General features: G+C 55.3%; 14 protein-coding genes. 8 read left to right on the forward strand and 6 right to left on the reverse strand.

Features of this window, described 5'->3' with window-relative positions; genetic code table 11:
* Window positions 1-58: 58 nt before the first annotated feature.
* The 3 genes from Poly51_RS05985 (at window position 59) to Poly51_RS05995 (ending at window position 4108) form a co-directional block, all read left to right on the forward strand.
* Entirely contained in the window at window positions 59-2365 is a 2307-nt protein-coding gene (locus tag Poly51_RS05985) for a CRTAC1 family protein (protein ID WP_186775369.1), read from the forward strand.
* An 84-nt stretch (window positions 2366-2449) separates the two neighbouring features.
* Entirely contained in the window at window positions 2450-3865 is a 1416-nt protein-coding gene (locus tag Poly51_RS05990; RefSeq protein WP_246114296.1) for a YeiH family protein, read from the forward strand.
* Between the two features lie 12 nt (window positions 3866-3877).
* The gene (locus tag Poly51_RS05995; protein ID WP_146455400.1) at window positions 3878-4108 is read left to right on the forward strand and encodes a hypothetical protein; all 231 of its coding nucleotides are present in this window, start codon (window positions 3878-3880) and stop codon (window positions 4106-4108) included.
* Between the two features lie 36 nt (window positions 4109-4144).
* Here Poly51_RS05995 and Poly51_RS06000 read toward each other — a convergent pair whose 3' ends face one another.
* Both Poly51_RS06000 and dxr read right to left on the reverse strand, forming a co-directional pair.
* A complete protein-coding gene (locus Poly51_RS06000) occupies window positions 4145-6289 on the reverse strand; it encodes a site-2 protease family protein (protein ID WP_186775370.1) in 2145 nt (714 codons plus the stop codon).
* A gap of 96 nt (window positions 6290-6385) precedes the next feature.
* Window positions 6386-7648, reverse strand: a complete 1263-nt coding sequence (gene dxr, locus Poly51_RS06005; protein ID WP_146455404.1) for a 1-deoxy-D-xylulose-5-phosphate reductoisomerase — start codon at window positions 7646-7648, stop codon at window positions 6386-6388.
* Between the two features lie 241 nt (window positions 7649-7889).
* Here dxr and ftsH point away from each other — a divergent pair, with 241 nt between their 5' ends.
* Complete coding sequence (gene ftsH, locus Poly51_RS06010) at window positions 7890-10121, forward strand: ATP-dependent zinc metalloprotease FtsH (protein WP_146455406.1); 2232 nt, start codon at window positions 7890-7892, stop codon at window positions 10119-10121.
* 95 nt (window positions 10122-10216) lie between these two features.
* A complete protein-coding gene (locus Poly51_RS06015) occupies window positions 10217-11311 on the forward strand; it encodes a Gfo/Idh/MocA family protein (protein WP_146455408.1) in 1095 nt (364 codons plus the stop codon).
* Window positions 11312-11435: 124 nt separating this feature from the next.
* Here Poly51_RS06015 and Poly51_RS06020 read toward each other — a convergent pair whose 3' ends face one another.
* From Poly51_RS06020 to Poly51_RS06035, 4 genes are all read right to left on the reverse strand, one after another.
* Window positions 11436-12062 carry a PEP-CTERM sorting domain-containing protein gene (locus tag Poly51_RS06020; protein ID WP_146455409.1) on the reverse strand — a complete coding sequence of 209 codons (627 nt, stop codon included), beginning with the start codon at window positions 12060-12062 and terminating at the stop codon, window positions 11436-11438.
* A 161-nt stretch (window positions 12063-12223) separates the two neighbouring features.
* Complete coding sequence (locus tag Poly51_RS06025; protein WP_146455411.1) at window positions 12224-17101, reverse strand: G8 domain-containing protein; 4878 nt, start codon at window positions 17099-17101, stop codon at window positions 12224-12226.
* 318 nt (window positions 17102-17419) lie between these two features.
* Window positions 17420-19393 carry a carbohydrate-binding protein gene (locus Poly51_RS06030; protein ID WP_186775371.1) on the reverse strand — a complete coding sequence of 658 codons (1974 nt, stop codon included), beginning with the start codon at window positions 19391-19393 and terminating at the stop codon, window positions 17420-17422.
* A 186-nt stretch (window positions 19394-19579) separates the two neighbouring features.
* Entirely contained in the window at window positions 19580-20302 is a 723-nt protein-coding gene (locus Poly51_RS06035) for a PEP-CTERM sorting domain-containing protein (protein WP_246114297.1), read from the reverse strand.
* Window positions 20303-21157: 855 nt separating this feature from the next.
* On the opposite strand from Poly51_RS06035, the gene Poly51_RS06040 reads away from it, so the two are divergent.
* The 3 genes from Poly51_RS06040 (at window position 21158) to Poly51_RS06050 (ending at window position 26887) form a co-directional block, all read left to right on the forward strand.
* Window positions 21158-21748, forward strand: coding sequence for an ECF-type sigma factor (locus Poly51_RS06040; protein WP_146455419.1), 591 nt, complete (start codon window positions 21158-21160; stop codon window positions 21746-21748).
* 85 nt (window positions 21749-21833) lie between these two features.
* Window positions 21834-25040 (forward strand): serine/threonine-protein kinase, encoded by a 3207-nt coding sequence (locus tag Poly51_RS06045; protein ID WP_146455421.1) that lies wholly within the window; start codon window positions 21834-21836, stop codon window positions 25038-25040.
* Between the two features lie 314 nt (window positions 25041-25354).
* Complete coding sequence (locus Poly51_RS06050; RefSeq protein WP_246114298.1) at window positions 25355-26887, forward strand: arylsulfatase; 1533 nt, start codon at window positions 25355-25357, stop codon at window positions 26885-26887.
* Window positions 26888-26889 lie beyond the last annotated feature (2 nt).

Raw genomic sequence — 26889 nt, forward strand, 5'->3', positions numbered from 1 at the left:
AGGGTCTGGTGGCTCGTGTTCCTTAGATCAGATTGGATCGGATCAAACGGTTTTTTTAATGCAAACTATTATCTTCGTTCGACGCTCCTTTGTGGTCCGAGCCCTTTGCATCCTTGCGTTTGCATTGTTGGTCGCGTCCGCAAACGGTTGTTCGTCGAAAGACAACCAGCGTCGGTCCAACACCGATGATCCGGTGGCGGAAAGGAAATCTAAGCCGGCCCCGATCATCACGCCGCCCAAGAACACCGCCGGCCCCGAACCGGGACACGCGGCGATGGTGAAACGGTTGGCTCGGCTGCACGAAAAAGTTGCAGACTTGGAGTATTTCGGCGACAGCGCCAAGCGTGCAGCAGCGAAACGAGTGGATGCTTCGACCAAGGATGGCGACTTCTTCGGGCGACTGCAAAGCCTGTTTGAACTGGGGTCCGAGCAAACGTTGACTGGGGAAGCCGATGCGGCGCTGGCAACACTGGCGCTAACCGATCCGATGTTGATCGAGTTCGCCGAGAAAACGCCATCGGGTGTGCCGAACGATCTGCAAACGGCAATCTACTTTGCCAAAGCTCTCGCAGCGATGCGAAAAGCAGAGAACGAGAACTGTGTGTTCTGCCAGGAAGGCGAAGGATGCTTGTTTCCGATTCGCGGCAAGGGCGTTCACTTGCAAACCGAAGGCGCGACGATTGCGATTGAGAACTTGAATGCCGCGTTGGAACTTGCTCCCAACGATGTCGCGTGCCGATGGCTATTGTGCGTGGCCCACATGACGTTGGGGACATATCCCGATGGTGTTCCCGAGCGGTTTCGGATTCCGGCGGATCGGTTGGTATCGGACGAACCCGATTTTCCTCGATTCCGAAACATCGCCACGGCCGTCGGCGTCGACACGCTTTCGCTTGCCGGTGGCGTCGCGGTCGAAGACTTCAACGGCGACCATTGGTTGGACATCATCGTTTCGTGTTGGAACACCGACGGCCAACTTCGCATGTTCCAAAACATGGGCAACGGGGAATTCAAGGAAACGACTGAGCAAGCGAATCTTGTTGGTATCTTCGGCGGGTTGAATATCAACCAAGCCGACTACGACGGCGACGGTGACGTCGACATCCTGGTCCTACGCGGTGCATGGCTTCGGGATTCGGGTCGACATCCCAATTCACTGCTTCGCAACGACGGCACCGGCCGATTCGACGACGTGACCGTCGAAGCTGGTTTGGCCGACGAAAACTATCCGACGCAAACGGCTGCGTGGAGCGACTTTGACAACGACGGCGATCTTGACGTTTACATCGGAAACGAACTGCACGCCAACCAACTTTTCCAAAACGACGGCGACGGTCACTTCGTCGACATCGCCAAGGCGGCCGGTGTCGATAATCGCGACTTCACGAAAGGCGTTGCGTGGGGTGACTACGACGCGGACGGGCTGCCCGATTTGTACGTGTCCAACAACACCCAACCCAATGTGCTGTACCACAACGACGGCGACGGGCGATTCACGGATGTGACCAAGTCGGCTGGTGTGGCGGGGCCATTGCCAAGTTTTTCGGCGTGGTTTTGGGACTTCAACAACGACGGAAAGCTAGACCTGTTCGCGCCTCATTACCAAGAGGGCATTGAGTTTGTTGCGCTGGACTATTTCGGCTTGCCTAGCGAAGCGCCGCCGGACGCACTTTACCAAGGCGACGGCGCGGGCGGATTTACCGATGTGACGCGCGACGTCGGCCTGGGCAACATCACCGTCACGATGGGATCCAACTACGGCGACTTGGACAACGACGGTTTCTTGGACTTCTATTTGGGGACCGGCTATCCCGGTTTCGAGGGATTGATGCCCAACGTGATGTATCACAATCGCGGTGGAAAGCGGTTTACCGACGTGTCGATCCCGGGCGGTTTTTCGCACCTTCAAAAAGGTCACGCGGTCGCCTTTGCTGACTTCGATCACGACGGCGATCAAGACGTGTTCACTGAATTGGGTGGTGCGTATACCGGCGATGCGTTTCGAAACGCTCTGTTCATGAATCCGGGTTTCGGTAACGAATGGATCAAGCTGCGGTTGGTTGGTAAACAGTCCATTCGTTCGGCGGTCGGTGCTCACATTCATTTGAGCTTCAGAGACGACGGCGAAACTCGCCACATTCATCGGTGGGTCAACACCGGCAGCAGTTTCGGCGGCAATCCGCTGCGACAAGACATCGGCGTCGGCAAAGCCAAAGTGATCGACACGATCGAAATCGATTGGCCGGCTTCCGGGACACATCAAACGTTTCATGATGTCCCGACGGGCCAGTTCTTGATCATCGAAGAGTTTTCGGAAACGCCACAGCCCGTTGAATGCAAGCCGTTTTTTTTCGACGTCGAATAGCCTGGCTTGGCTTTCCGGAAACGTGCATCTAAAACTCTTTTCCCTCCGCTACACCCGCCCACCTCCATTGGACCGAGTCGATTGATGTCTCAAGACGAAACTGCATCCGTACCGCCACGTCGAAGCACTTTGTCAGAGATGACGACGTCCGAAGATTGGTGGGCGATTTGGTGCGGCGGTTTTCTGTTGGCAGTTTCGTTTGCGGCGGTTTGGTTGGGTCGCCCGTCGGATTGGAACAATCTTGTTTCCGCGGGCAGTGCAATCGAACTGTCGCATCCGCTGGGTGACTGGTTCGGTAAACCGGGTTCGTGGAAACAGAATCCACTCGATGCGATCGGCGCCGGCGCATTGATCGGAACTTTGGGGTCGTTTTTGGTCATTGGTATTCTGTTCGCCGCAGCGATGGCGGCGCGAGGAAAGTCGGCGGGGAGATTCATCGCGGCTTTTCCGGTTGTATTTCTGTTGGCGACGTTCGCGTACGTCTTGTCGGGTCAGAGTGTTGTCAAAGCCTATAACCTCGAATACGCGTTATGGGCATTGTTGGTCGGGTTGATCATCAGCAACACGATCGGGATGCCTAAGTTTTTGGAGCCCGCGGTGCAGACGGAGTTCTATATCAAGACTGGATTGGTGCTGTTGGGCGCCGAAGTCTTGATGAGCCGTTTGCTGGTGCTCGGGTTGCCGGGCATCTTCGTCGCCTGGGTGGTCACGCCGATCGTTTTGATCAGCACGTTCATCTTCGGACAAAAGGTACTGAAAATCCAATCACCGTCACTCAACATGGTGATCTCGGCCGATATGTCGGTGTGTGGCGTATCGGCGGCAATCGCAACCGCGGCGGCCTGCAAAGCCAAAAAAGAAGAGCTGTCACTCGCGATCGGAATGTCACTGTCCTTCACCGTCATCATGATGATCGTGATGCCCGCCTTCATCAAAGCGGTCGGCATGGACGAAGTCCTCGGCGGCGCCTGGTTGGGTGGAACGATCGACGCAACCGGCGCCGTTGCCGCGGCAGGTGCGGTGCTGGGTGACCGGGCGCTCGAAGTGGCGGCAACGGTCAAGATGATCCAGAACATTCTGATCGGTGTGACCGCTTTCGGTGTCGCGATCTATTGGGTCACGTGCGTCGAAAAAGATGCATCCGGCGCAAGACCGAACGCGATGGAAATATGGTATCGATTTCCCAAGTTCGTACTCGGCTTTGTGGCGGCGTCCGTCGTGTTTTCGATTCTGTACAGCAACTTGGCCGGCGGTCCCGAGTTGGTTGACGCGACCATCGGCGGATCGACGAAAACGATTCGCGGTTGGCTATTCTGTTTGGCGTTCGTCAGCATTGGGTTACAGACGAACTTTCGCGAACTTGCCCCATACTTGAAGGGCGGCAAGCCGTTGGTGTTGTACGCCTGCGGGCAAACGCTCAACTTGGTGTTAACCTTGGCGATGGCGTGGCTGATGTTCCGCGTCGTCTTCAAGGACCAAATCGATCAGTACCTGCCATGAACGTTGTCTGCCATGACCACTGACCAACAGAATCGTCGCCCGGTAATGATGCTGTGTGCATCGCTGGCCGCGATCGCCATCCTATGGCTGGCGGTCCTACCCTGGATCGCCGAACGCCCGGTCGTTAACGATCGCATCGAATGGCTCGCCCACAAAGGCATCGATCCGGCAGCGATGTACTACACCGAATTGGATGCGATGAAACCCATCATCGACAAGTTGGAACGCCGGAACTCTAGATGAGCTTCGTGGCCCGAAAATCGCAGTGCTGACAAGCCGTTAATTCAGTGCCCGGAACAAATCGTTCGCGAACACGACCACCATCAACGCCAACAGCGATAGCAGACCGGCGATCGTGAGCCGAAATTCCAGTTGCTCATTCGCACGTTTGCCGACGATCAATTCGTACAACAGAAACATCATGTGTCCGCCATCGAGTGCGGGAATGGGTAAAAAGTTTAGAATCGCCAAGTTCATGCTCAACATCGTCAAGAACATCAGTTGTGGCGAGATGCCACGTTCCGCTTCGCTCTTGGCCATGCCGACGATTGCCAAGGGGCCACCGACGTGTTTCAACCCGATGCGTCCCTGTGGCAGCATTTTTAAAAACCGGACGACGTCCTGGAGTCGGCGCTGACCTTCTCGCAAGCCCAGCGACAATGCATCGCCGATCGATTCGGCTTTGTGGACGGCTTCCCGAGGCGGGAAGACCAAGCCGCGATCGAATACATATCGATCGTCCTGTTGGACCGCCAACATCGACGAGATGATCTTACCATCGGCGCCACGCGTCGCTTTGACTTCTACTTTTGCGCCGATTGGCAAGTATTGCAGCGTGTCGATGAACGTGTTCAACGATGTCGACGAAGAAAACTCTTGTCCCTCACGCATTGCGGTCAACACGGGTTCGTAACGTTCGTCTTGTAACCACTGGGGCAACTCGGAATCTTCGATCACCAAGCGAACTTCTTGCAATTTGTCGCCCAATTGCAGCGGTTCCATGCCAGCTTCGTCCGTTGCTCCCGCGGGTGCGGCGGAGACTGCCGCGACAACGGGCATCGGTTTGTACGCAAATCCCAGGACGTTGATGCCGATGTCGCCAGACAAAACCGCGGTCGGTGACAATGTTTGCGGCGAACGAACAGGCGTGATTTCGATGGACACCTGCTCCGGTGCATCATCAGGTCCTCTGCGGACAATCAGCGTAACGGGGCGATCACGACCGACCAATTGAGTCGGCAGGCTGTAGGCGTCGATCGATTTGTTGTCATCGACCGATTCGATCACGTCACCGATCTTCATTCCGGCGCGTTCAGCCGGGCCTCCCTTGACCAACGCAACAACTGGACCAACGGCGTACCGGATCCCGATCGACTTTGCCGTCTGTGGTGGCAAGGTCACTTTGGTTTCGCTGTTGTCTGCCCGCATTAAAGTCAATTCGATCGACTCGGACGGGTGCGTATACAAGTAGTCGAAAAAGTTGGTTCCGGGCACGATCGAGCTCTCGTCGATGGGCGTGCCGTTAAATGCGGTGATGGTTGCGCCCGCATCGGCGTCGGTCAGTACTTCGGCGGCGATACTCTCCGGCCGTGCATATGTCGACTTGTCCAACGTCACCGATTCGGGGATCGCCACCCCGATCATTCGGTAATCGGTGTTCTGTGGAACGGACTCAGGCAGCAATTGGAAATTGCGGACACCGTCGTCGTACTGGATCGCAACGTCCAGCGGTTGATCGGGCTTTTCAAAGCCCTGCGTCAGGATCTCCATCCGCATTTCACGGAAGTGCATTTTGTCGTCTTGCAACGATCCGATCGAAATCACTTTGCCACCCGGTTCGATTCCGGCTTGCCAAGCGGGGCCGCCGGGCGTGACGCCGCCCACGATGGCGGGGCTGTACGTGACACCAAATCCGAATGCCAGCGCCGCGAATAGGACACCGGTGATGACGTTCACAACGACACCGGCGCTGATGATGATCATGCGTTGCCAAACTGGTTTGGCGGGGAAGCTTCGCGGATCCAACGTCGGTTGGTCGACCGCGTCGCTATCAACGGTGATGCGTTTGTTCTCTTCTTCTAACTTACGAGGGTCGTCATCCTGGCCCAGCATCTTCACGTATCCGCCAAGCGGGATGATGCCGATGCCATATTCCGTTTCACCGTAAGTGAATTTGCCCAACGTGCGCGGAAACTTGATCGGGCCGATTTTGATCGGCACGTCGAATCCGACGTAGAACTTTTCGCATTTCACGCCGAACGATTTGGCGGCGACAAAGTGACCCAACTCGTGAACAAAAATCACCAAGCCGATTCCCAGCGCGACGCGTCCCCAAAGCATGATGTTGGTCAACAACGCTTCGATGAATCCGGGTTCATCGGTTGCTGCGAGCAGGAAAGTCGCCAACATCGAAATCGAATTCATGATGAATGAGGGGGTAACCGCGATCGAGTCAATCAACATCTTCTATCGTGCCTAGTAGGTTTTTATTGTTCGTCGCGGAAGCGCGTATCTTGATGATTACAGTTGAAAACGGTTTCGGGTTTCTTTCCGGGCCCAGATGTCCAGCTCCAACAACCGGCTCAGCGGCGGATCAGATTCGTGAGTGTGGTTCTGGAATACATCGCGGCATCCCGAAACGATGTCAGTAAACCGAATTTGACCGTTTAGGAACAGGCCGACCGCTTCTTCGTTTGCCGCGTTGACCACCGCGCCGGCCGTGCCGCCGGCCGCCGCCACCTCAAATCCTAACGCCAAACCCGGAAAACGGTCGTGGTCGGCGACTTCCAGGCTCAAATCCCATCGTCGGCTGCGATCCAGCCCCGGCGACTCGCATTCCAGTCTTCGAGGGTACGTCAACGCGTACTGAATCGGCAACTTCATATCCGGAGGACTCATCTGGGCAATCACCGAGCCGTCGTCGAATTCGACCATCGAGTGGATGATCGACTGGGGGTGAACCACCACTTCGATGGCGTCGGCGGGCAGATCGAACAGCCAGCGCGCCTCGATGATTTCCAGCGATTTGTTCATCATCGTCGCTGAATCGATGCTGATTTTGGCACCCATATTCCAGGTCGGATGGGCCAAAGCCGATTCGACCGTGGCGGCTTGCATCTGTTCTTTTGTCCAGGTGCGAAAGGGGCCGCCGCTGGCCGTCAGGATCAGTTTTTTGGGTTTCGGCGGTGGCTGGGTGGTGCTGGGCGAGGCGGATGTGCCCATGCACTGAAAGATCGCCGAATGTTCGCTATCGACGGGCAAGATTTCGGCGCCGCTGGCCACCATGGCTCGGCGAACCAAAGGTCCGGCCACCACCAACGTTTCTTTATTGGCAAGTGCCACCCGCTTACCCGCTTCGACGGCCGCCAGGGTACTTTCGAGTCCCGCTCGGCCCACGATTGCCGCGACCACGATGTCCACCTCGGGCGACTGGGCCACTTCGACCAACGCATCGGGACCATACGTGATCGACATCCCAGGCCGGACCGTGGCAATTTGCCGGGCACGGTCGGAGTCTGCGAAGGTGGGGTCAGATAGCACCGCTCGATGCGGGGCTGGGTCCGCGGCGGACACGATTTGGGCCAAACGTTCGAGATTGCGGTGCCCCGATGCTGCCCACATTCGCCATTTTAACTGTGTGTCGACGCGGTTCAGGTGGGCGATGACTTCGGCGGTTGCCGTACCAATGCTGCCAGTGGCCCCAAACACGGCAACGTTCAGCGTCCGATTGGCATCGACTTCGTTGATCGGTTCCCTTTCGCGGTGGTTTTCGGTGGAAGCCATAGGTCACGAAGGGGCAAACGAAGATAAGGGGGTGGGTGTCCAAGCGTTTTGCGACACCCGGCGGAGCGCCATGATGGTCGATCCCGACCTACGTGACGACCCGGTTCCCAGCTTTCGCATTGAATTGGCTTCCCAGCAACCAACATTCGTCAACAGCCCGAATTGGAGTAAGATTCACTTCCCAGGCGGCCGTCTAGCATTTCAAAATCCTTCACTTCGGAAAAGCGGTATTCGATAGCCCATGAGCGACAACTCACAACGCGGCAACGATCCCAAGTCGGGCGGAAACGTCTGGCTGGTTCTGGTACTGGTCACCGCAGCTGTCTTGGTCAGCGCATTTTTGTTCGGAAGCAACGACCGACGCCTACGATACCCCGATCTGATGGCGCTGTTAAAAATGACTGCGGATGCACGGGCTGAAGCGTCCAACGCCGATGCAGTCGCCAGCGATGTCGCCAAACCCGTCGCCACGCCAATTACCGCCGAAGACCTTGTAGACGTCGCCATGTCGGGTGAAGAACCGGTGAATGGCGCGCAGCCGAATTCGGCCAACAGCCAATCACCACAGCTGGACGTCGCAAGCACGTCGGTGTTCGAATCGAGTCAATCCAGAACGCCAATTTTGGTCGTGACATCGACAAAAAATCCCGACATCAAGATCGAGTACACCGATCCGCAAAACATCCAAGTCTCGGACGAATCTATCACCGGCACGGTCATGTATCGCTCGCTGGGCAGCGATGGAAAAACGTCGAAAGAATCGTTTAAGCAAGTCGAATTTCAAACCATACGTGACACGTACAACGAAGCCGAACATGAACGGTTGGTCGCCTATCTCGATGCGGCAGGCGTGACGTGGGACAACGCCCGACCGAGTCGATTGTTGCAAGACCATTGGCCAGAGTTGTTGATGATCGGCATTCTGGTTTGCTTGGGCATCATGATGCTGCGACGGATCGGCGGCGTCGGTTCACCGATGTCGTTCTCGCGCAGCCGAGGCAAACTCTATAGCCAGGAAGAACTCGCGTTGACGTTCGACGACGCCGCCGGCATCGACGAAGCGGTCGAAGAAGTCCGCGAGATCGTCGACTTCCTCAAAAACAGCGACAAGTACCAAGCCCTCGGCGGACGCATCCCCAAAGGTGTGTTGTTGGTCGGACCGCCCGGAACGGGCAAGACGTTGCTTGCCAAAGCGATCGCAGGCGAGGCCGGTGTGCCGTTCTTCAGTCTTTCGGGCAGCGACTTTGTCGAAATGTACGTTGGCGTCGGTGCCGCTCGCGTGCGTGACATGTTTCAACAAGCCACCAACCGCGCCCCTTGCATCATCTTCATTGACGAACTGGATGCGTTGGGCAAAAGCCGAAGCGGATCGACCGTCGGCGGTCATGACGAACGCGAACAGACGCTCAACGCTTTGTTGGTCGAAATGGACGGATTCGTTTCCAACTCGGGCGTCATCGTCATCGCGGCAACCAACCGTCCCGAAACGCTCGATCCGGCACTGCTTCGCCCCGGTCGTTTCGATCGTCACGTTTTGGTCGATCGGCCCGATGTTGGTGGTCGTGAAGCGATTTTGAAAGTCCACGTCAAGAACGTCAAATTGGACGAAAAGGTCGACTTGAAAGAAATCGCGTCGATCACGCCTGGTTTCGTCGGGGCCGACTTAGCCAACTTGGTCAACGAAGCGGCGTTGTTGGCCGCGCGAGCCGAAAAGAACACCGTCGGTACCGATCAATTCAATGACGCAGTCGAACGTGTCACGGCCGGACTGGAAAAGAAGAACCGCGTGATGAACGAGGATGAAAAAATCCGCGTCGCCTATCACGAAGCCGGACACGCGATCGTCGCAGCGGCCTTGCCAAATACCGATCCGGTTCACAAAGTCAGCATCATCCCGCGAGGATTGGCGGCGCTGGGTTACACGATGCAGCGTCCCGAATCGGAACGCTATCTGATGACCAAGACCGAATTGGAAAGCAACATGAAAGTGTTGTTGGCCGGCACGTTGACCGAAGAGATGACGTTTCAAGACATCAGCACCGGTGCTCAGAACGATCTTGAACGATGCACCGAAATCGCCCGCAGCATGGTGATGGACTACGGCATGAGCCGGCTCGGTCGCGTCAACCTGCGTCGCAGTAATCGGTCGGCATTCTTGGCCGGCGGTGGCGAAAGTTATCAATCCGCGCACAGCGAGGAGATGGCCAAGTTGATCGACAAAGAAGTCACACGCATCATCGACGACGCACTGGCCCAGACTCGCGAAATTTTGGAACAGCGTCGCGACGTCCTCGAAGCCGTGACACAGCGTTTGCTCGAAGTCGAAGCCATCGACAATGAAGAACTGATGCGGCTGATCCGCGAACACAGCCGCGGCCCGTGGCTGGTACCGGGAACCGTTAACGAAAAACCGCTCGCCAAACTTCGCCCGGACGATCGCTCGAAAACGTCCAAAGATGTTGCTGATCGGTAGACGCACTTGTTTTTCCGCTTCTGCAATTTGCGAATTCACATCCCGGCTGCGTTCCACTACGTGTTGGTTCCCTACCCTCTTTTGAACATCCCATCATGACCATCGATCGTCGTCAATTTATCGGTACCACCTCCGCCTTGGCCGCCGCGGCAACGTTCGGCGTGCATCAATCGTCCGCAGCCGATCCGAAGACAACCGTCAACTTCGCGCTCGTCGGTTTGGGGTCGCTCGCGACCAACCAAATCGCACCGGCTCTGCAAAAAACGAAGCACGCCAAGTTGGTGGGCGTGGTCACCGGAACGCCGTCGAAAGAGAAAGTGTGGGCGGACAAGTACGGGATCGCAAAACAGAACATCTATAACTACGAAAACTTCGACAAGCTGGCCGAAAACGGAGACATCGATGTGGTCTACATCGTGTTACCCAACGGAATGCACAAAGAGTTCACCGTTCGCGGCGCTCAAGCGGGCAAGCATGTGCTGTGCGAAAAACCGATGGCGAACAACAGCGACGATTGCCGCGCTATGATCGACGCCTGTAACACCGCGGATCGTAAGCTTGCCATCGGTTATCGATGTCATTTTGAACCCCACCACCAGCACTGTATCGAGTTGGCGCGAAGCGAAAAGTTCGGTGAACTCAAAGCGATCGAAGCCGGTTTTGGATTCAAGATCGGGGACCCCAATCAATGGCGTTTGAAGGGCGATTTGGCCGGCGGCGGAGCGATGATGGACGTGGGGGTCTATGCGTTGCAGGCGTGTCGCTATTTGACCGGCGAGGAGCCCGCCGAAATCACGGCTCAAGAAACCAAAACCGACATGAAAAAGTTCGCAGAGGTTGATGAGACGATCACGTGGGCGATGAAAATGCCCAGCGGCGTGATGTGCTATTGCAGCACGTCCTACGCCTTCAACGGAATCAATCGTTTCAATGCCTACGGCGAAAAGGGTTCCTTCGGTCTGGATCCCGCTTTCGGTTATGGCGGCATCAAGGGAAAGAGTTCGGCGGGACCGATCGAGTTTGAAAACGTCGATCAGTTCGCCGCCGAAATGGACGCCTTTGCGAAGTGCATTCTCGAGGACCGCCAAAGCACGGTCTCAGGCGAGGAAGGATTGAGAGATCTATTGGCCGTCGAAGCGATCTACGAAAGCATCCGAACGGGCCAACGAACCAAGGTCGGTTCGGTCTAGCCATGGCCTTCGCGGTTCACTCTTTCGAACCCAACGAAGTCGCGGAATTCGGTATCCCGATGCGCGGTAGGACGCAACGTGCGACTCGTTCCGAAAGCAGAATCATTTGCGTAACTCACTCGAGTTAGGCTCGGTGTCGTCTGCGCCAGATCGCAAGTCCCGCAACGCAACTCACAAGGACGAACGAGCTTGGCTCCGGAACCGCTGAAACGTTGATGGTGAGAGACCCCGCACCCGCAAAAACTGCGGCGTCATTTTCTCCAGCATCATTGCCAAAAACCCAATCATCGAAAGGGTTCGGATCTACGAGTGTCAGCATCGTCGACCCTGAAGACAGGCCGGTGAAACTATACGTGCCGAGAATGAGCGAAGTTGGATCCGTGTTGAGAGCGAACGCAGGAATGAAATTGTTCACTAACGCGCTCTCGATAAACAATTCGGTTTCAGTGCTGGGTGTGATGATACTATCACTAAAACTTGGTCCGACCGTGACAAGCATACTTGAGGCCACGGTCGGCCGGCTGCTTACTAGACGCATCCCGGCGAAAAACAGGCCGTCTTGCCCGCTGCGAATATCGCCGCCAGGTATCAGATTTCCGTTGTCCGTTTGAGTAGCGATAATGTCGACGGAAAAGGTTTGTCCGACCGCGACATTCTCTTCAACGGAGCCGAAGCTCAAAACCAAATCGGCCTGAGCTACGGAAGGGAGGATGACGCAGACTGCCACTAAACTTGCGGAAAAGAATCGCATTTCGTTATGCCTTTAATATCAATTGGAGTGTTGTAACGTTGAGTCTCTGATTGTTCGTTTCAGCAATGACTTTGGTCCCCAGACCGGGTCGCTGAACGGAGGACGAGTGCGGTAGCGAAACTCGCCTCGTTGTTTCCTGATCCGCCTGGGTCTTTACGACCTCAGCTACTTAGGATCTTTTGAAACCGCAGTCGGAATCGGAGGAAATCGCGAGCATCGACGTCACCGTCGCCATCGAAATCGAATGCAGCATTGAATGCTGAGTTGCCAGCCATTTTTTGGAACGCACGTCGGAATTGGAGGAAGTCGCGTGCATCCACATCCCGATCGCCATCGAAGTCACCGAAGTGGCGGAAGAACGTATCGGTCGCGTTATCACCGCTAGTGCCATCACCATTCGCGTCGAAATGATTGCCCGTCGCGTCCGTCACAGCCGATGCCAAGGTCGTCAGCGTGTAGTTGCCATCGGCTAGTGATCCGCCCGTAATCCCCGATCCGCTGAAGGTAAAGGTCGCAACCGTTTTTCCATTGAGTTCTTGCGTTGTTACCGAGGGGATGACTTGGGTGTTGGTCGTGGTGTTCATCAAGATGAACGCATTCGTATCGACTCCGTTGACAACTTCGCTGAAGGTGACGCTCAGGCTGTTCACCATGCTGCGCTGGGCACTTCCATTGTTGACGACGACTGATTCGATTTGCGGTCCAGTCATGTCGATCATGAACTGGTCTATCGCATTGGAATCCAGTGCGTTGCCAACCGCGTCCTGAATGCCGCTGCCGCTACTGCCCAGCGATAATTCATAGATGCCATCGGCTTCGGTGACGCTCGACAAGTCGATCGTGTACTGGCTCGGCGAGATTTGCGTCAAAGCCAATCCACTGATGTCGACCGGAGTTCCATCACGCGTGAGAGTCAAATCACTGATGTCGACACCGGTGACGTCTTCGTCAAAGTTGATCGTGACGACTCCTGCATTCGTATTCCTGGGATCAGGCGATACATCGACAATGTCGACAGTAGGAGCCGTTTGATCTGGCGAAGTGGATACGAAGTCAAGATAGCCCAGTCCCATCCAATTGCCGATGATCTCGATTCGGATGACGCGATCGCTACCAGCCCACGGACTCAGATCAATGTTTGTAAGCGTGACTAGCTCATTGTTATCGCCAGTCTGGAAATCGAATTCGCCCAACTGGGTGAAAGTCGTGGCAGAATTCGAATCAGCGATAAACAGCTTCACGCCGTTGCTATCGCCACCCCAAATCTTCTCCAACGTTACGTCGTAGGTGCCTGCCTGCACGTTGGTGGTGTACTCCAGCCACTCGCCGTCGAAAACTTTGCCGCCCACCCCACCTTCGTTGGCGTCGACATCTTCATCGGTTCGGAAAGTATCACTTGAATCGTTGCCGGCTATGTTGAAAGTTTCGGACTGACCGTCAATCACTTCAGGTGTGTCGTCATAGTACGCGGCGCCTTGGCCACCGACGTCGTATTCCTCCAGTTCAATTTTTGTCGTTGCAAAACCGGATCGAATCGTACGACCCGCCACATAAGACGTCTGGGTGGCTGGGGCGAACGTGAACGAATCAAGCTCGACGCTCTCGAAGTCACCACCTTCGAACGCAATGCGGATGACCGAATTGTTACCCGCAGCAAACGTCAGGTCGACTCCTTCGAGCCAGACGGTCTCGACTTGTCCTTGGGTGTTGGGTACATCAACGGTGCCGAAGTCTCTCAGGTATCCGGCTGAATTGTTGAGGCCGGCAAGAACACGGATTTTCCCGCCCGGACTCGTCGAAGAAACGTTGATGCCGACGTTGTAGGCGTTGCCGACGATTCCGGTTGTGTACTCCAGCCATTCTCCATCAGCAATATTGCCGACCGTCGTGGAAGTCGCATCGACGCCAGCATCAGCTCGGAAAGATCCGAGTGTGTTCGTTGCATCCGTATCGTGATAAGCGATCCCGTCGATGCCGTTGTCGAATTGTTCGGCCTGGATCGTGGTGCCGTACTCAATCGTTCGTGACGGGACTGGTCTCGCTTCAAAAGTGGTTTGCAGCGGCGTGCCGGGTGTGAATTTAATCGCTGGCTGAGAGTCTTTGATGCCCGAGTTGATGTATAGATTTTCCTCGCCGTCACGGAAGTAGACGACACCGCTTGTCGCAGATCGTAATTCGTTATCGCTGAATACTTCGGTACCTAAGTTCGGTGTAAAGTTCGCGGCACCGACCAGCTTCACAACGATTCTCGCTGCGTCGACTTTCGCCTGAATCGCAGGACTAAGCGATGGCCGATTCCCGTCCTGGTTCTTTGTGTTGAGATCAAAAACGGTCGTAGGCAAGCCGTTCTTCATGAACTCGACTTCGAACGTGCCCTCGACGAATCCGTCACCATCGGTCTTCGCGCCCACTTGAATCCAGGCGGCGTTGCCGTTTCTTTGTCCCGAGGTGCCGTCGATGATGTCACCATCGCGGGCGGTGAATCGCAGCACCGGTTCCCTGAGGCTACTGGCCGCGAACAGATCCGTACCGTTGTTGGCATTGCCGACCTTGACCCGAGTGTAGATGTCCTCGCTCAACCACGCGTCCCAACCGGTGGGCTGCACATCGGTATCCTCGACCAGGAAGGCGACGTTCGGCACGATGCTGTAGCCGATTCCGCCACCGACGCCACCGGTCAGAGTGCCGTCAAGATCGATCGCCGCTTTGCTCCACTGGTGCGGCTGCCCAAGGTCATGATTGGTTCGGTACTCACCCTTGGGGCCCCTTGAAAAGTCAGACACCGCATGCGAGATCTTGTCAAACGTTCCATCGTCCTCGAATGAGGTCCCCTGAAACGCGTGATACATCGTGGGGCCAAACGAGCTGCCTTCAACCTGGAAGACGTGGGCGTTGTCACCTTCAAATCCGGCGAAGTGTGTGTTGGTGTAGAGCCCAGCGCCATCGTACAAACGGGGCCCACCCACCAAGGCATTTTCATCGGCGTTGCCTTTGCTGTGTCCGACAAACAAGCTGTTGTCGTACTTGTTTTCCGAGACTGCCCAGGCGGCGCTCCGGGTGTCGGCGATCCGCAAACCATCGAACAAAATCGTCTCAGCTTGGCCGCGGTGATACACGCCCGCATCGGATGCTTTGTAGTTCGTGAATCCGTGAATGACGTTCGTGGTCGAAGTGTTGGGATCGCTGGCATCGGTACGAGGAGAGTAGTTGTTTTCATTGTCATTGGTGCGAAGTTCGCCAGCGAAGTTCGCATCCTCGATGTCTTCGCCGCGATCAAAGTTCAGCCCGATGGCGGTCGAGTGAGAGGTGTTGAAATCGAACTGACCGAATTCGGCGTAGACCGGAATAACATTGTCGTAGATGGAATTCTCGCCGGATGCACCGAGCACCGTCCGCGGAATCGCGTACCAAAAACCGGTTCCCGATGGCCCTTTTTCAGCCCAGTCATCGATTCGGGCGTCGCCGGCACCCGCTGCAATGTTGCCGACAAATGTATTGGTGGGATTCGTGATCCAGAATGCCGCCGAGCTTTTAAAACGCGAGCTTGATTCCGTCACGCTGTCGTGCGTGTCGACAACGAAGGGATCCTTTCCGGCAGGATTGGAAAAGTCTTTGTCATTGCCGCCGACTGTATGAATGCCCAAAGCGAGATTGCCGACCAAGACGTTTCCGGTTTCGACGGCATCTTCAAAGAAGAACCCGTGTCCGTGGACGTCATGCAGTACGACGCCTTCAACCAAAAGATCGGAAGTGCCGTGGATGGTCACGCCGCGGTTGTTGGAATTCGTGATCGACGAGTTCTTCAAGAAATCATTCGGCCGACTGTCACCAAGGTGCCAGTGGATCGGGTAGCGACCCTTCTGGCTGGCTTGTCCCATACGATCCAATTGCACGCCGTCGATCTCGATCTGTCCCGAGTTCGGCATGATCATGATGTGACCGCCGACACCGTTTGCGACTTGCGTGGGTGGAGCCTTCGCGGCTTCTGCGTCACTCAGTCCGCCGGCGCGGACGCGTGGTTCCGTAATCACATTCGCTCTGTCACCAAATTTGACATCGGTGTCTTGCGATGCGAGTCCCTGGATTTTGACATTGCGGCTAAGCAATGCTACTTCCGCCCGTATGTCGATCTGATACGTGCGTGTGGCCTCGCCGTTTTCAGTCGCATTGCTATAAGATTCAATCTCGCCGTAATGGCCATGGCTGAGCGGTTGATCCAGCGTGATTTTGGCGGTCTTGTCGCTATGGTTCAGATCGATCGCGGTGATCGTGCGGACGTCCTCTTCGGTGTAGTTGTAAGAGGAGCTGGCAATGACGATCTGATCGCCAACTTCCCAATTGACTTCTCCGTCGTCCACCGCCGAAGTTGTAAATCCATTTCCGTCCGAGACGCCTTCGGTAAAGTTGCGCTCAATCACTTTCTCAACGATGATCTCGTTAGAGTTTGCCACGGCGGAAGCGGCGAGCTTGGTGAAGCTCAATTTGTCTTCGCCGTAGAACTGGACACGGCCGCCCATCGCAGTCATCAGGAAGCCGTCATTGTCCGTCACGTTCATGGTGCCGGGCATCATTCCGCCCATGTTGGTTTCGATCACATGGTCGGCGTAGACATCGGTGCCGGTGAGATTGAGCGTGAAGTTACCTTCGTCGTAGCGATTGTTTTCGGTACCAACGATAAACTGACCGCCACTGTTGACGTGAATCCATCGCGTCGTCAGCGTCTTTTCGGGCTGGCTAACGTCCTCGGGGACGACCAAGTTCCCAAGTACAACGACCTCTTTGGCAGCGTGATGCGATCCGTTGAGCTGAACGGTTACCCCGTGACCAATGATGGCTCGCGATTCTGCCGACGGGATGACACCATTGTCCCACGTTTGCGTATCAAACCAGTCTCCGTTCATGACCGCAGTGGTCAAGAGCTTGCGGCTTTCCAGAGTCTCTAAAAGCAAAGCCCTGCGTTGTTGACCTCTTCGCGATCGACCGCTGCGATTGGCCTGGCGACGCGTGATGGATTTCAGCGAGTCGATGAGTGACGGCATTTTCAGGATTCCGTTGTCAGAAAAGTGGCGAGAAGAGAGGAGTGGTCGGAAAACCGATCTCCCTTCCTTTCGCGTCAAAATCTGCTTTTCCCTTCACGTATCACCTGAGAATCTTTAAGGTGTAAAGCAGAAGAGCTGGAACTCAGTTGCTGAGCGTGCAAAGTCGAGCTCAGCCTGAGGGTTCGGGATTCAAGCAGGCCCTGAAGTCGTCTAATCGCGGTGCCCCTCAGTTGGTCGATGTGCGCAAAGATGCTCTTGGCAAAAGCTCAACAGAATTTCCGGCCGCCGGGGATACGTGTGCCACCCGACGGAATTCGTTCAGGGTCGGAACGATCCTTGCAGCGGGAAGAAATCGTCTTCAACCGATTGCGGTTCGTTCGGCAAACGAAACTCGATTTCGCCGAGCATGTTCCAGCCTCCTTGCAGCTTCCAGCCTTCCTGTGGCGTTTCGCTTTCCTTCCATTGACCGTCCATGACTTTGACGTCGTTGGCGAGTACGACATACACGTTGCGAGCGTCGAGCTTCCACGGACTCGCTTTGAATTCATCCGCATCGGTTTGGAGAATGCGCAGTCCGATCTGATATTCTTCTCGGGGATCGAGCGTTGCGATGCAGGAACCGGCTAGGGTGATCGAATCACCAGGCCCCATCAACCGAAGATCCGTATCGGTTTCGACAAGTCCGACGACATTCAACGTCTTAGCGTTCAGGACGGCCAACTGTACCGACCACTTTTTATAGAACGGCGCGATGCCCGTGTTGTGCAGATCCACTTCAATGTGGGCCAATCCGGAATCGTCCGCGGAAACGAGGTGTCGGACGGCTGTGGCTTGGAAGTTGTAGCCCATCAGACGATGCATCTTCATGAATTGTCTGTCTTGGTTCCAACTTGGAAGCTTCTCCGCAATCTCCTTAGGCTCGGGAGGTAGCAGGGTGCTGTAGCGCGCTGTTCGGATAAAGCGTTCGCCTTCGTCGGTTTGGAAGAATCGCTCCCAAAGGTTCAGCTCGACGTTGGGAGGCCACTCGCCACCGACCGGGCCGTTCTTCCACAACTTGCGTCTCTCGATCGCATCGCCGAATTCGTAACCGTGATCGGATAGCGTTGCAGTCCCATTGGTGTATCCCATTCCTTTCCGAGGAAAACAAATGGGATCGTCGGGATAGCGCACTTGGGTCAAGCCATCCTTACCGATGTCGTTCAAATAGGTATTCAGAATCACCTGTTTCGTCGATGCGGTTGGCGACCAATCCTCGCGAGGAAAAGTGTGCCACTCTCCCCAGAAACCGAGAACTCCCACCTGGATGACGAAGGTGCGAGGATCATCTTTGTAGTGATCGCACAACGCTCCAATCGCTTCGATTGCCTCTTCGATGAAGACCGGGTCGTTGTACGGTGTTGCCCTCATTTGTCGACTTTTGGAGTCCTTTGGATCGGCGATCCCGCTCACTTCGCCCACCATCTCACGTAACCAGGCTGGTCCGAGATAGTTCGAATCAACGGGCTCTCGGTAGTCCCAGTCGACGACAAATTGCAAGATCATGTGACGTCCACGAGTGCCTTCTCGAGCGAGCACCTCTTTCTCGACGTAGTCCCAGTCGAAAAGGTCATCCTGCGGTTCCAGCTTCCCCCACTCGATGTACTGGAACCCGACGGAAGCGTAGTTTTCGTTTCTCCACCAACCCGTGTTGAAGCCCTTCAACGGATTGATATCGGGACCATCCGTAGCCACCGGGTTAACGGTAACGATGTCGTCGATTGCCCCGGCCGAAAACGTGATGTAGTCAACGTTGACTCCTTGCGAAACGTTTTCGAAACGCAGTCGATGCAAGCCTGACGGAAGCGAAACGGCGACGTCGCGAGTCGTTTGGTAATCCGTGTACGACCCACTGCCAGGCACGTCGATCGTGGCAAGCGAAATCGCTTTGCCTGCTCCATCGACCCGCTGAACTTCAATTTGCGTGCCTTTGTCCGACGCTGCTCGAAGCGACATGCGATAGTTCAGCATGCGTGGAGTTTCTATCTCCAACTCGAACCACGAGTTGGCCCAGAAGTACTCGAGGTTACTGTTTCCGCTACATCTTTCCGAAGGCTCGATTTTTGGCGGGACTTCGCTGACCGCCAAATAGCTCTCTGCTTCAACCAAGGTCGTGCCGCGATCGCGAACCTGATGCGTTTCGGCGGACGCATCCTGCACTGTGCCGCCGGCAAGGAAAGCGGCAACGACCAAGCCCGAAGTCCAAACAGGATGCCAAACGGAGTTCACTTGGAATGGCTTCGCTTTACTGTTCATAATCGTTTTCAGCATTGTCGAGGAATCAAACGTCATCGGACCTTTCCATATTCGGAAACCATCTCGTCCTTGCTCTCTGACCTCGAATGTCGATGACCGAAAGTCGGACAATCCTGTGATCGCGAACGACTTCCGCCCATGGACGGAAGTCTTCTCAACATACATTGAAGTCCGCTGGGCGAGTCCCTAAACAGCCTTGCAGCGTCCCTCGCTCCTTCGGCGACGTCGAAAGATGACGCCAGCCAATCCGGTGCAAGCCACGAGAGCCAATGAAGATGGCTCGGGAACGGCCGTCACTGAGGCAAGAGCAAAGCCATTGAATGCTCCATTAGATGAGCCCTCTGGTCCGAACGTAAAATCAAGCGTGAACCCGCTCAAATCCGACCCGGTGGTGAAATCGTAAGTCACAAAGTGACCTGCGTTATCAGCGGTACCTAAAATCGTCGGGGAAGTGGATTTCGAGACGCCATCGAATACGAATGTCGTATTCTGGTCGTTATTGTCTCCTGATCCGAAGAGGTAAAGTTCGTATTTTTGATTCGCCTGAAGGGTGAACGTGTTCCCACCCACGCCTGCAAAAGTACCTGATGTTGTGAGAGTATTTGCAACGCCACCTGTTTCAAAACCACCCACCGACACCGCAATCGTCTCAAATGTAAATGCGTATCCATTAAGCATGTCATTGCCTGGGTAGTTACTTCCCAAGAAGCCACCGTAGGCGCCCGTCGTCGACATCGTCAAACCACCGGAAATGTTGAAAATGGCGCCGTTGTAGTTGAACGCGGCAGCATTCGTCAAATCTTCGGAAAACCCGGCACTGGTCCAGCCGGCCGTCGTCGTCGGGTCAACTCCAGCGAACATATCCATCAGCAAAATATCGGCTTGGGCATTCGTGGCAAACAAGGCCATCGTCAAGCCGAAAGCGGCAATACGGCTAACGTGCCGTAGTTTTGTTCCCGCGAAACTTGCGCTCGCTCTGAACTCTTTCATCTTCCACAGCTGTAGCATCATTCACCTCCGCATTCATGGTGCGAAATCGATATTCCACGTTCGGATGCCACAAGCGTCATGACACCATTTCAAATGGCCGAAATCATCAGCGGTGAACGCAAGGGTCTGCAATGTTCTGCAGAAAAGTCGCGTTACCTGCGCATCGGATCGCGGTCGCCCCTGCCCCGAACATGGGGGATAGAGCATTGGCTAATTCCCTACGCGACAGAAGAAGCCTCAAACCTTCACCGGAAATGCGATTTTGTAGAAAGAAATTTGGAACGAGCGGTTTCAAGCCCCCAAGGAATTTTCACAGCCTCCGAGTAGCGTATGCAAAAAGCAACGGCTGGCTTGATCGGCCTCCGCGCGAAACCGCGTCACGCGACCGAGCTTTTGACGTGTGTTCAAGAACGAGTTCTCGATCGCCTTGGCGGGGATGATCAGCGTAAGTCAAAAGGCAGACAAAACATCGCTCGAAGAATCGGTGCGACGGAAGGACTGTGATCGCATTTCAGTCGTTTCAATGTGATAGCCCAGCGAACGATTCGAGTTGCGATCACCTGTACCATTCGACCTTGCCGGCGATGTAACGCACCCGAATTTTGCATCCACTTCCCGCCGCTCCCGTCAGCTTTCCAACATCAATTCCGAATTTTCGAGCGAAACGACGACGAAGCGAGGCTTCGTGATGCCGGTTTTGATGCTGTTTGACGTCCGGATAGACTATCATCGCTCGTCTAAGTCACACGCGGCAAGATTCGGAGTTTGAAGTTGATGAAGGCGGAACGCAGCGACGAATCAGACCGAGAAAATGAATCGGAAAAAGACGACGTTACTCGACTGCTTCGGGACTTCCCAAATCGGCAAGACGAGCTCTATGAATTCGTCTACAACCACCTCAAGGCGATCGCGCACAACCGACTCGCGTCGGAGAACCGCGATAAAAGCCTGCAAACGACCGCTCTGGTGCATGAAGCTTATATGAAGCTGACACGGCAGAGCACGTCGTGGCGAGACCGCAAACACTTCTATGGCGTTGCTGCTGAAGCGATGCGGCGCATTCTGATTGATGCTGCACGAAACCGAAAACGAGCCAAGCGCGGAGGTGATGTTGCTCATCTACCTTTGACGGGAATTTCCCTGCCCGAGTGCGAATGGGAGGCTGATTTACTTGGAATGGACGAAGCTCTACAGGAATTGGAGCTTCAATCTCCTGAGAACGCGGAAATTGTCCGGCTTCGATTCTTCTCAGGACTGACGAACGAAGAGTGCGCAGAAGTGCTTGAAGTGAGTCTCTCGACTGTCGAAAGACGATGGCGATTCGCGAGAGCTTGGCTGCGGACGAAAATGCAGGAACAAGCGTGAAGGTAATGTCCTTGATTTGTCGCGTAAGCCTTGCTGCCGACAAAGTGATCGCCCGCCTGCATTCGCCTTTTGAATCGAAGTTCCCGTGACAGATCCAAGCATGCCGAATGACGATGTGAACCCTTGCCAACTTTCCAGCATAGATGAGTTGTCGCGAATCTTTTCACAGGTCGTCGATATGCCAAGAGACCGACAAGAAACGCTGCTTGACGAACTATGTCCCGACCACCAAGTGAGGCAACAGTTACGCGCGATGCTTCAAGCGGATTCTTCCGAAGATCCGCTGCTGGACCACTCGCTGGTTCCCAAGCCCGTCGAGGTTTGTGTTGGCGAAAAGATTGACGGCTACGAATTGCTTCAGGAGCTTGCCCGTGGCGGTATGGGTGTCGTTTTTTTAGCGGAGCAAATCGAGCCTGTACGCAGAAAGGTTGCCCTCAAGGTCATCAAGCCAGGGGTCGACACTCGTGAGGTGATCGCCCGATTTGATGCGGAACGTCACGCATTGTCATTGATGGACCATCCGAACATTGCCAAGGTCCTTGATGCTGGTACCACGGACGCCGGGCGCCCCTATTTCGTAATGGAACTGGTCAAGGGGCAACCGATCACGACCTACTGCGACCACAAGCAGATGTCGGCCAAAGAACGACTCGAACTATTCCTTTCCGTATGTCGCGCGATCCAGCACGCACACCAGAAAGGAATCATTCATCGCGACATCAAGCCGTCGAACGTGCTGGTCGCCGAATACGACGGCCGCCCGGTTGCAAAAGTGATCGACTTCGGTGTTGCGAAAGCGATCAACCAGTCACTGACCGACATGACCATGCAAACAGGATTCGGCCAAATCATTGGCACATTCGAATACATGAGTCCCGAGCAATCTCGCGTCAACCAACTGGACGTGGATACGCGCAGCGACATCTACTCTTTGGGCGTTTTGCTTTATGAATTGTTAACCGGTTGTCCGCCCTTCGACAAGAAACGACTACGTAGCGTCACGTGGGACGAGATGCTTAGGATCATTCGGGAAGAGGATCCACCCAAGCCAAGCGTGCGTCTGTCGGAAATCACCGAGACTGATGCCAACGGGAAACGCGATCCTGGTAGTCCCGCAAGCCTCGGCAATCTGGTGCGCAATGAGTTGGACTGGATCGTGATGAAGGCGATGGAGAAGGACCGGACTCGACGCTACGAAACGCCAAGCTCACTTGCGAACGACATTGAGCGATTTCTACGCGGAGACGCCGTGGCGGCTTGTCCGCCATCGGCGGCGTATCTGTTTCGGAAATTTGCGAGGCGGAACAAGGTTGTGTTGGCCACGTCAGCCATCGTAGCGGCCTCGCTGGTTCTGGGATTGATTGGCACAACTTGGCAGGCCGTTCGCGCGGGACGGGCAGAACGCGTTGCTGAGGCGAGCCGCGATGCCGTCGCAGCGAGCCGTGATGAAGCTGAAACGATCATTGCGTTTCTGAAGGAACATTTGCTCAGCCTCGCGGGTACCGAATCACAGGTCTCGGTCGGTACCGGCCTCGATCCCAACGTGCGCGATCCCAACAATCGTTCGGTCACTCTGGATCGCGTTCGGACTCAAGTGGACCAGCGTTTCGCCGACCAACCTGAACTGCAAGCAAAGTTGAAAGACACGCTGGCAAGTTCGTTCAATAGCATCGGTCGCTACGACGTGGAAGCTTCCCTTTATAAAGACGTGTTGAAGTACCTCGATTCGGACGAATCTCGCACGCGCGAAGACCGAATTCGCGTGATGAGGCAATTGGGAAGGGCTTACCTCAACCAGTCCCAGCTTGCCGCCGCAGAGCCGTTGTTCGCAGAAGCCCTCGACTGCAGTCGGCAACAGTTGGGCAACGAACACGAGTTGACTCTTTTGATTCGCAACGACACAGCGATCTTGCGTCAGCAACAAGGACGTTACCAAGAAGCCGAGGCAGAGTATCAAGAGTGTCTTTCGTTGAGCCGCCAATTGCGAGGCGACGATCACCCCGATACGCTCGATTCACAAAGTAACCTCGCGATTTTGTATGTGGTTCAGGGCCGATTGGATGAAGCCGAAGAATTGCACAAGCGAGTTCTGGACGTCCAACAAAAAAATCGGCCGCCCAACAGTGCTCGCATTGCCGCGTCGTCTAGCAATTTGGGCCGATGTTACTTACAGCGAGGTAGGCGGGACGGAGGCAGGGGCTCGTTCGAAGCGGCTGCCTCGCACCTCGAAAAAGGCTTGGCACTCTATCGCGAAGCTAGGCCGTTGGATCACCCTGAAACGCTCGAAGCTCAATGGACGCTGGCGCAAGTGTATTGCGAACAGGACAGATTCGAGGATGCTGTGCCACTGCTTGAAGATCTGGTCGAACGGCTCAAGCGTTTGCGAGGCTCCGAATACTCCACCACGCTCGATGCAATGAATGCACTGGGTTGGGCGTGTATGCATCAAGGTCGGTTTGTGGACGCAGAGAACGTTCTTGCCGAGGCCGTGACGACTCGTCGACGATTGTCACTGCGAGATTCGCCTACGGTACGGGTGATGGGCAATTTGGCAATCGTTTATCAACGAATGGGGAAGCTCGAAAAATCGATCGAGCAGGATACCGAGACGTTCGAATTGGCTATGGATGTAGTAGGACCATCCCATCCGGAAACGCTGTCTTGCTTGGTACGGCTAGGGCTAAGCTTTCTTGATGGGGGCCGGATCGATGAGGGGCAAGTTCAACTCGAGAAAGCACTTGACGCCAGCAAGTCACTTCCCGGCGCGTTCAAGATCGCGGGGGTTTTGGCGACAAGCTGGAAGGACGCGGGCGACTCGGTCAAAGCCCGTTCGTGGACTGACCGGCAAGCCCAGATCGCACGGAACAACTCTGTCGCCGGCGGCTCAAAACTCTCGGTGGTTTTGGCCGAATGTGGGACCCGCCTTCTAGCCATGCGTTTTTTCAATGACGCAGAACAATATTTGAGGGAATCTATCGGCGATCGAGAAGCCGATGCCCCCAAGGATTGGACAACCTACGACACTCAATCCAAGCTTGGCGAAGCCCTTTTTGGGCAACAGAGATACGGCGAGGCCGAGCCTTTGTTGCTAGAAGCTTTCGAGGGCCTGAAACAACACTCCGAAGGGACAGGCGATGGTAGGAAGGCGGACCTTGGTCCGGCACTACTACGGGCGATCAACCGATTAATCGCTTTCTACGAAGCCATCGAGAATGCCGATGAAGCGACTCGGTGGCGCCAGAAAATGGCCGATCACACGGTTTCTTCGAAAGCAGTCGCCGGACTACATTAGCAGCCTGTTGAAAAAGGGGTCTGACCCTTTGGAGACGTTGCTGAAACATTGTGAATTCGAAACGTCGGAGAGGGTCAGACCCCTTTTTCAACACAGACTCCTTTTTCAACAGGCTGTTAGTCCTTCATTCGTGAGATCATGTTTCTGCATTCTGCTTGCCTGTCGAGTTTCAACGGGACGCAACCTGAAGATTTTTTGAACGTGATTTCATTGAAAGCGAAGTTCAAGACAGTGGGACATGTTGGGTGCGACGGTTCGCATTCGACCAACTCATTGTTCAAGCGGCGAAACAAACCCCGGAAAGACCATCCAGCATGAACCTGTTGCTTTCGAAATCTGCTCGTGTTTCTGAGATGCCTCGCTATCGTCGAGTCTCCTTTCGCCGTCCGTTGGGTCGATGCTTGGCATTCAGTTTTGTGAAATGGGCAATACTGACCACCGTGCTGCTCGATGCGGCGTCACTGAGTGCCGATTCGCCGTCGCGACCGAACATCATCTTTATCTTGACCGACGATCTTGGTTATGGTGACTTGGGTTGCTATGGCCAAAAGTTGATCGCGACGCCGCGGCTGGACCGAATGGCGGCGGAGGGAATTCGTTTCACCGATTTCTATGCGGGGAACTCCGTGTGCGCGCCGTCGCGTAGTGTGCTGATGACGGGACAACACACCGGTCACACACACGTTCGCGGCAACGCCAGCGGACCAGACATGTCTAGCCAAACGCTGCGTGACGAAGATGTCACCGTTGCCGAAGTCTTACACGACGCGGGATACACGACGGCGCTGAGCGGTAAATGGGGTTTGGGCGACCAGGCGCCGGGCGGACGGTCGGGATTGCCTCGACGGCAAGGATTCGATTTTGCTTACGGCTATCTGAATCAAGTTCACGCTCACAATTACTTCCCCGAATTTTTGTGGCGGAACGAAGATCAAGAAAAGCTAAGGAACGTCGTTGAGAAGGTGGAACGTCCCTACGGAGGTTTCGTCGGCGGTTGGGCGACCACGAAGGTCGACTACAGCCACGATTTGATCGCGACCGAGGCGATCAACTTTGTCAAACGAGAAGGTGCAAAGAAAGAAGGTGGCAAGCCGTTCTTTTTGTATCTGTCGATGACCATTCCGCACGCCAATAACGAGGCCACCAAGGGTGTCGGCGATGGGCAGGAAGTGCCAGATTACGGTGCTTATGCGGACATGGATTGGAGCAATCCCAACAAGGGACAAGCGGCCATGATTTCGCGGATGGATGCCGATGTCGGTCGCCTGATGGACTTACTTGATGAGCTCGGCATCGCTGAAAACACTGTCGTCATGTTTTCCAGCGACAACGGTCCTCACGACGAAGGCGGGCATGATCCGGAAATGTTTGATCCGGCGGGGCCGCTACGGGGAATCAAGCGAGCCCTTTACGAAGGCGGCATCCGTGTGCCCTTGATCGTGCGATGGCCGGGAACCACGCCTGCGGGTGTTACGTCCAATCACATCGGATACTTCGGTGACTTGATGGCGACGGTATCCGACCTTGCCGGAACCGAATGCCCGGACGGTCTCGATTCGATCAGTTTCGCGCCGACTATCCTGGGCAAGCCTGACCAACAACGGCAGCACGACTACTTGTACTGGGAATTTTACGAACAAGGCGGCCGGCAAGCCGTTCGCGACGGAAACTGGAAGGCCGTTCGGATGCCGTGGATGACAGGGCCGACGCAATTGTTTGACTTGAGCATCGATTTGGGTGAACAGGACGACGTCGCCGACGCAAATCCCGATGTCGTCAAGCGAATGGAAGCGATCATGGGCGAGGCGCATGTCGCGCATCCGAACTGGACCGTGAGGGGACGTTGAAA

The organism is Rubripirellula tenax, from assembly GCF_007860125.1.
Taxonomy (GTDB): Bacteria; Planctomycetota; Planctomycetia; order Pirellulales; family Pirellulaceae; genus Rubripirellula; species Rubripirellula tenax.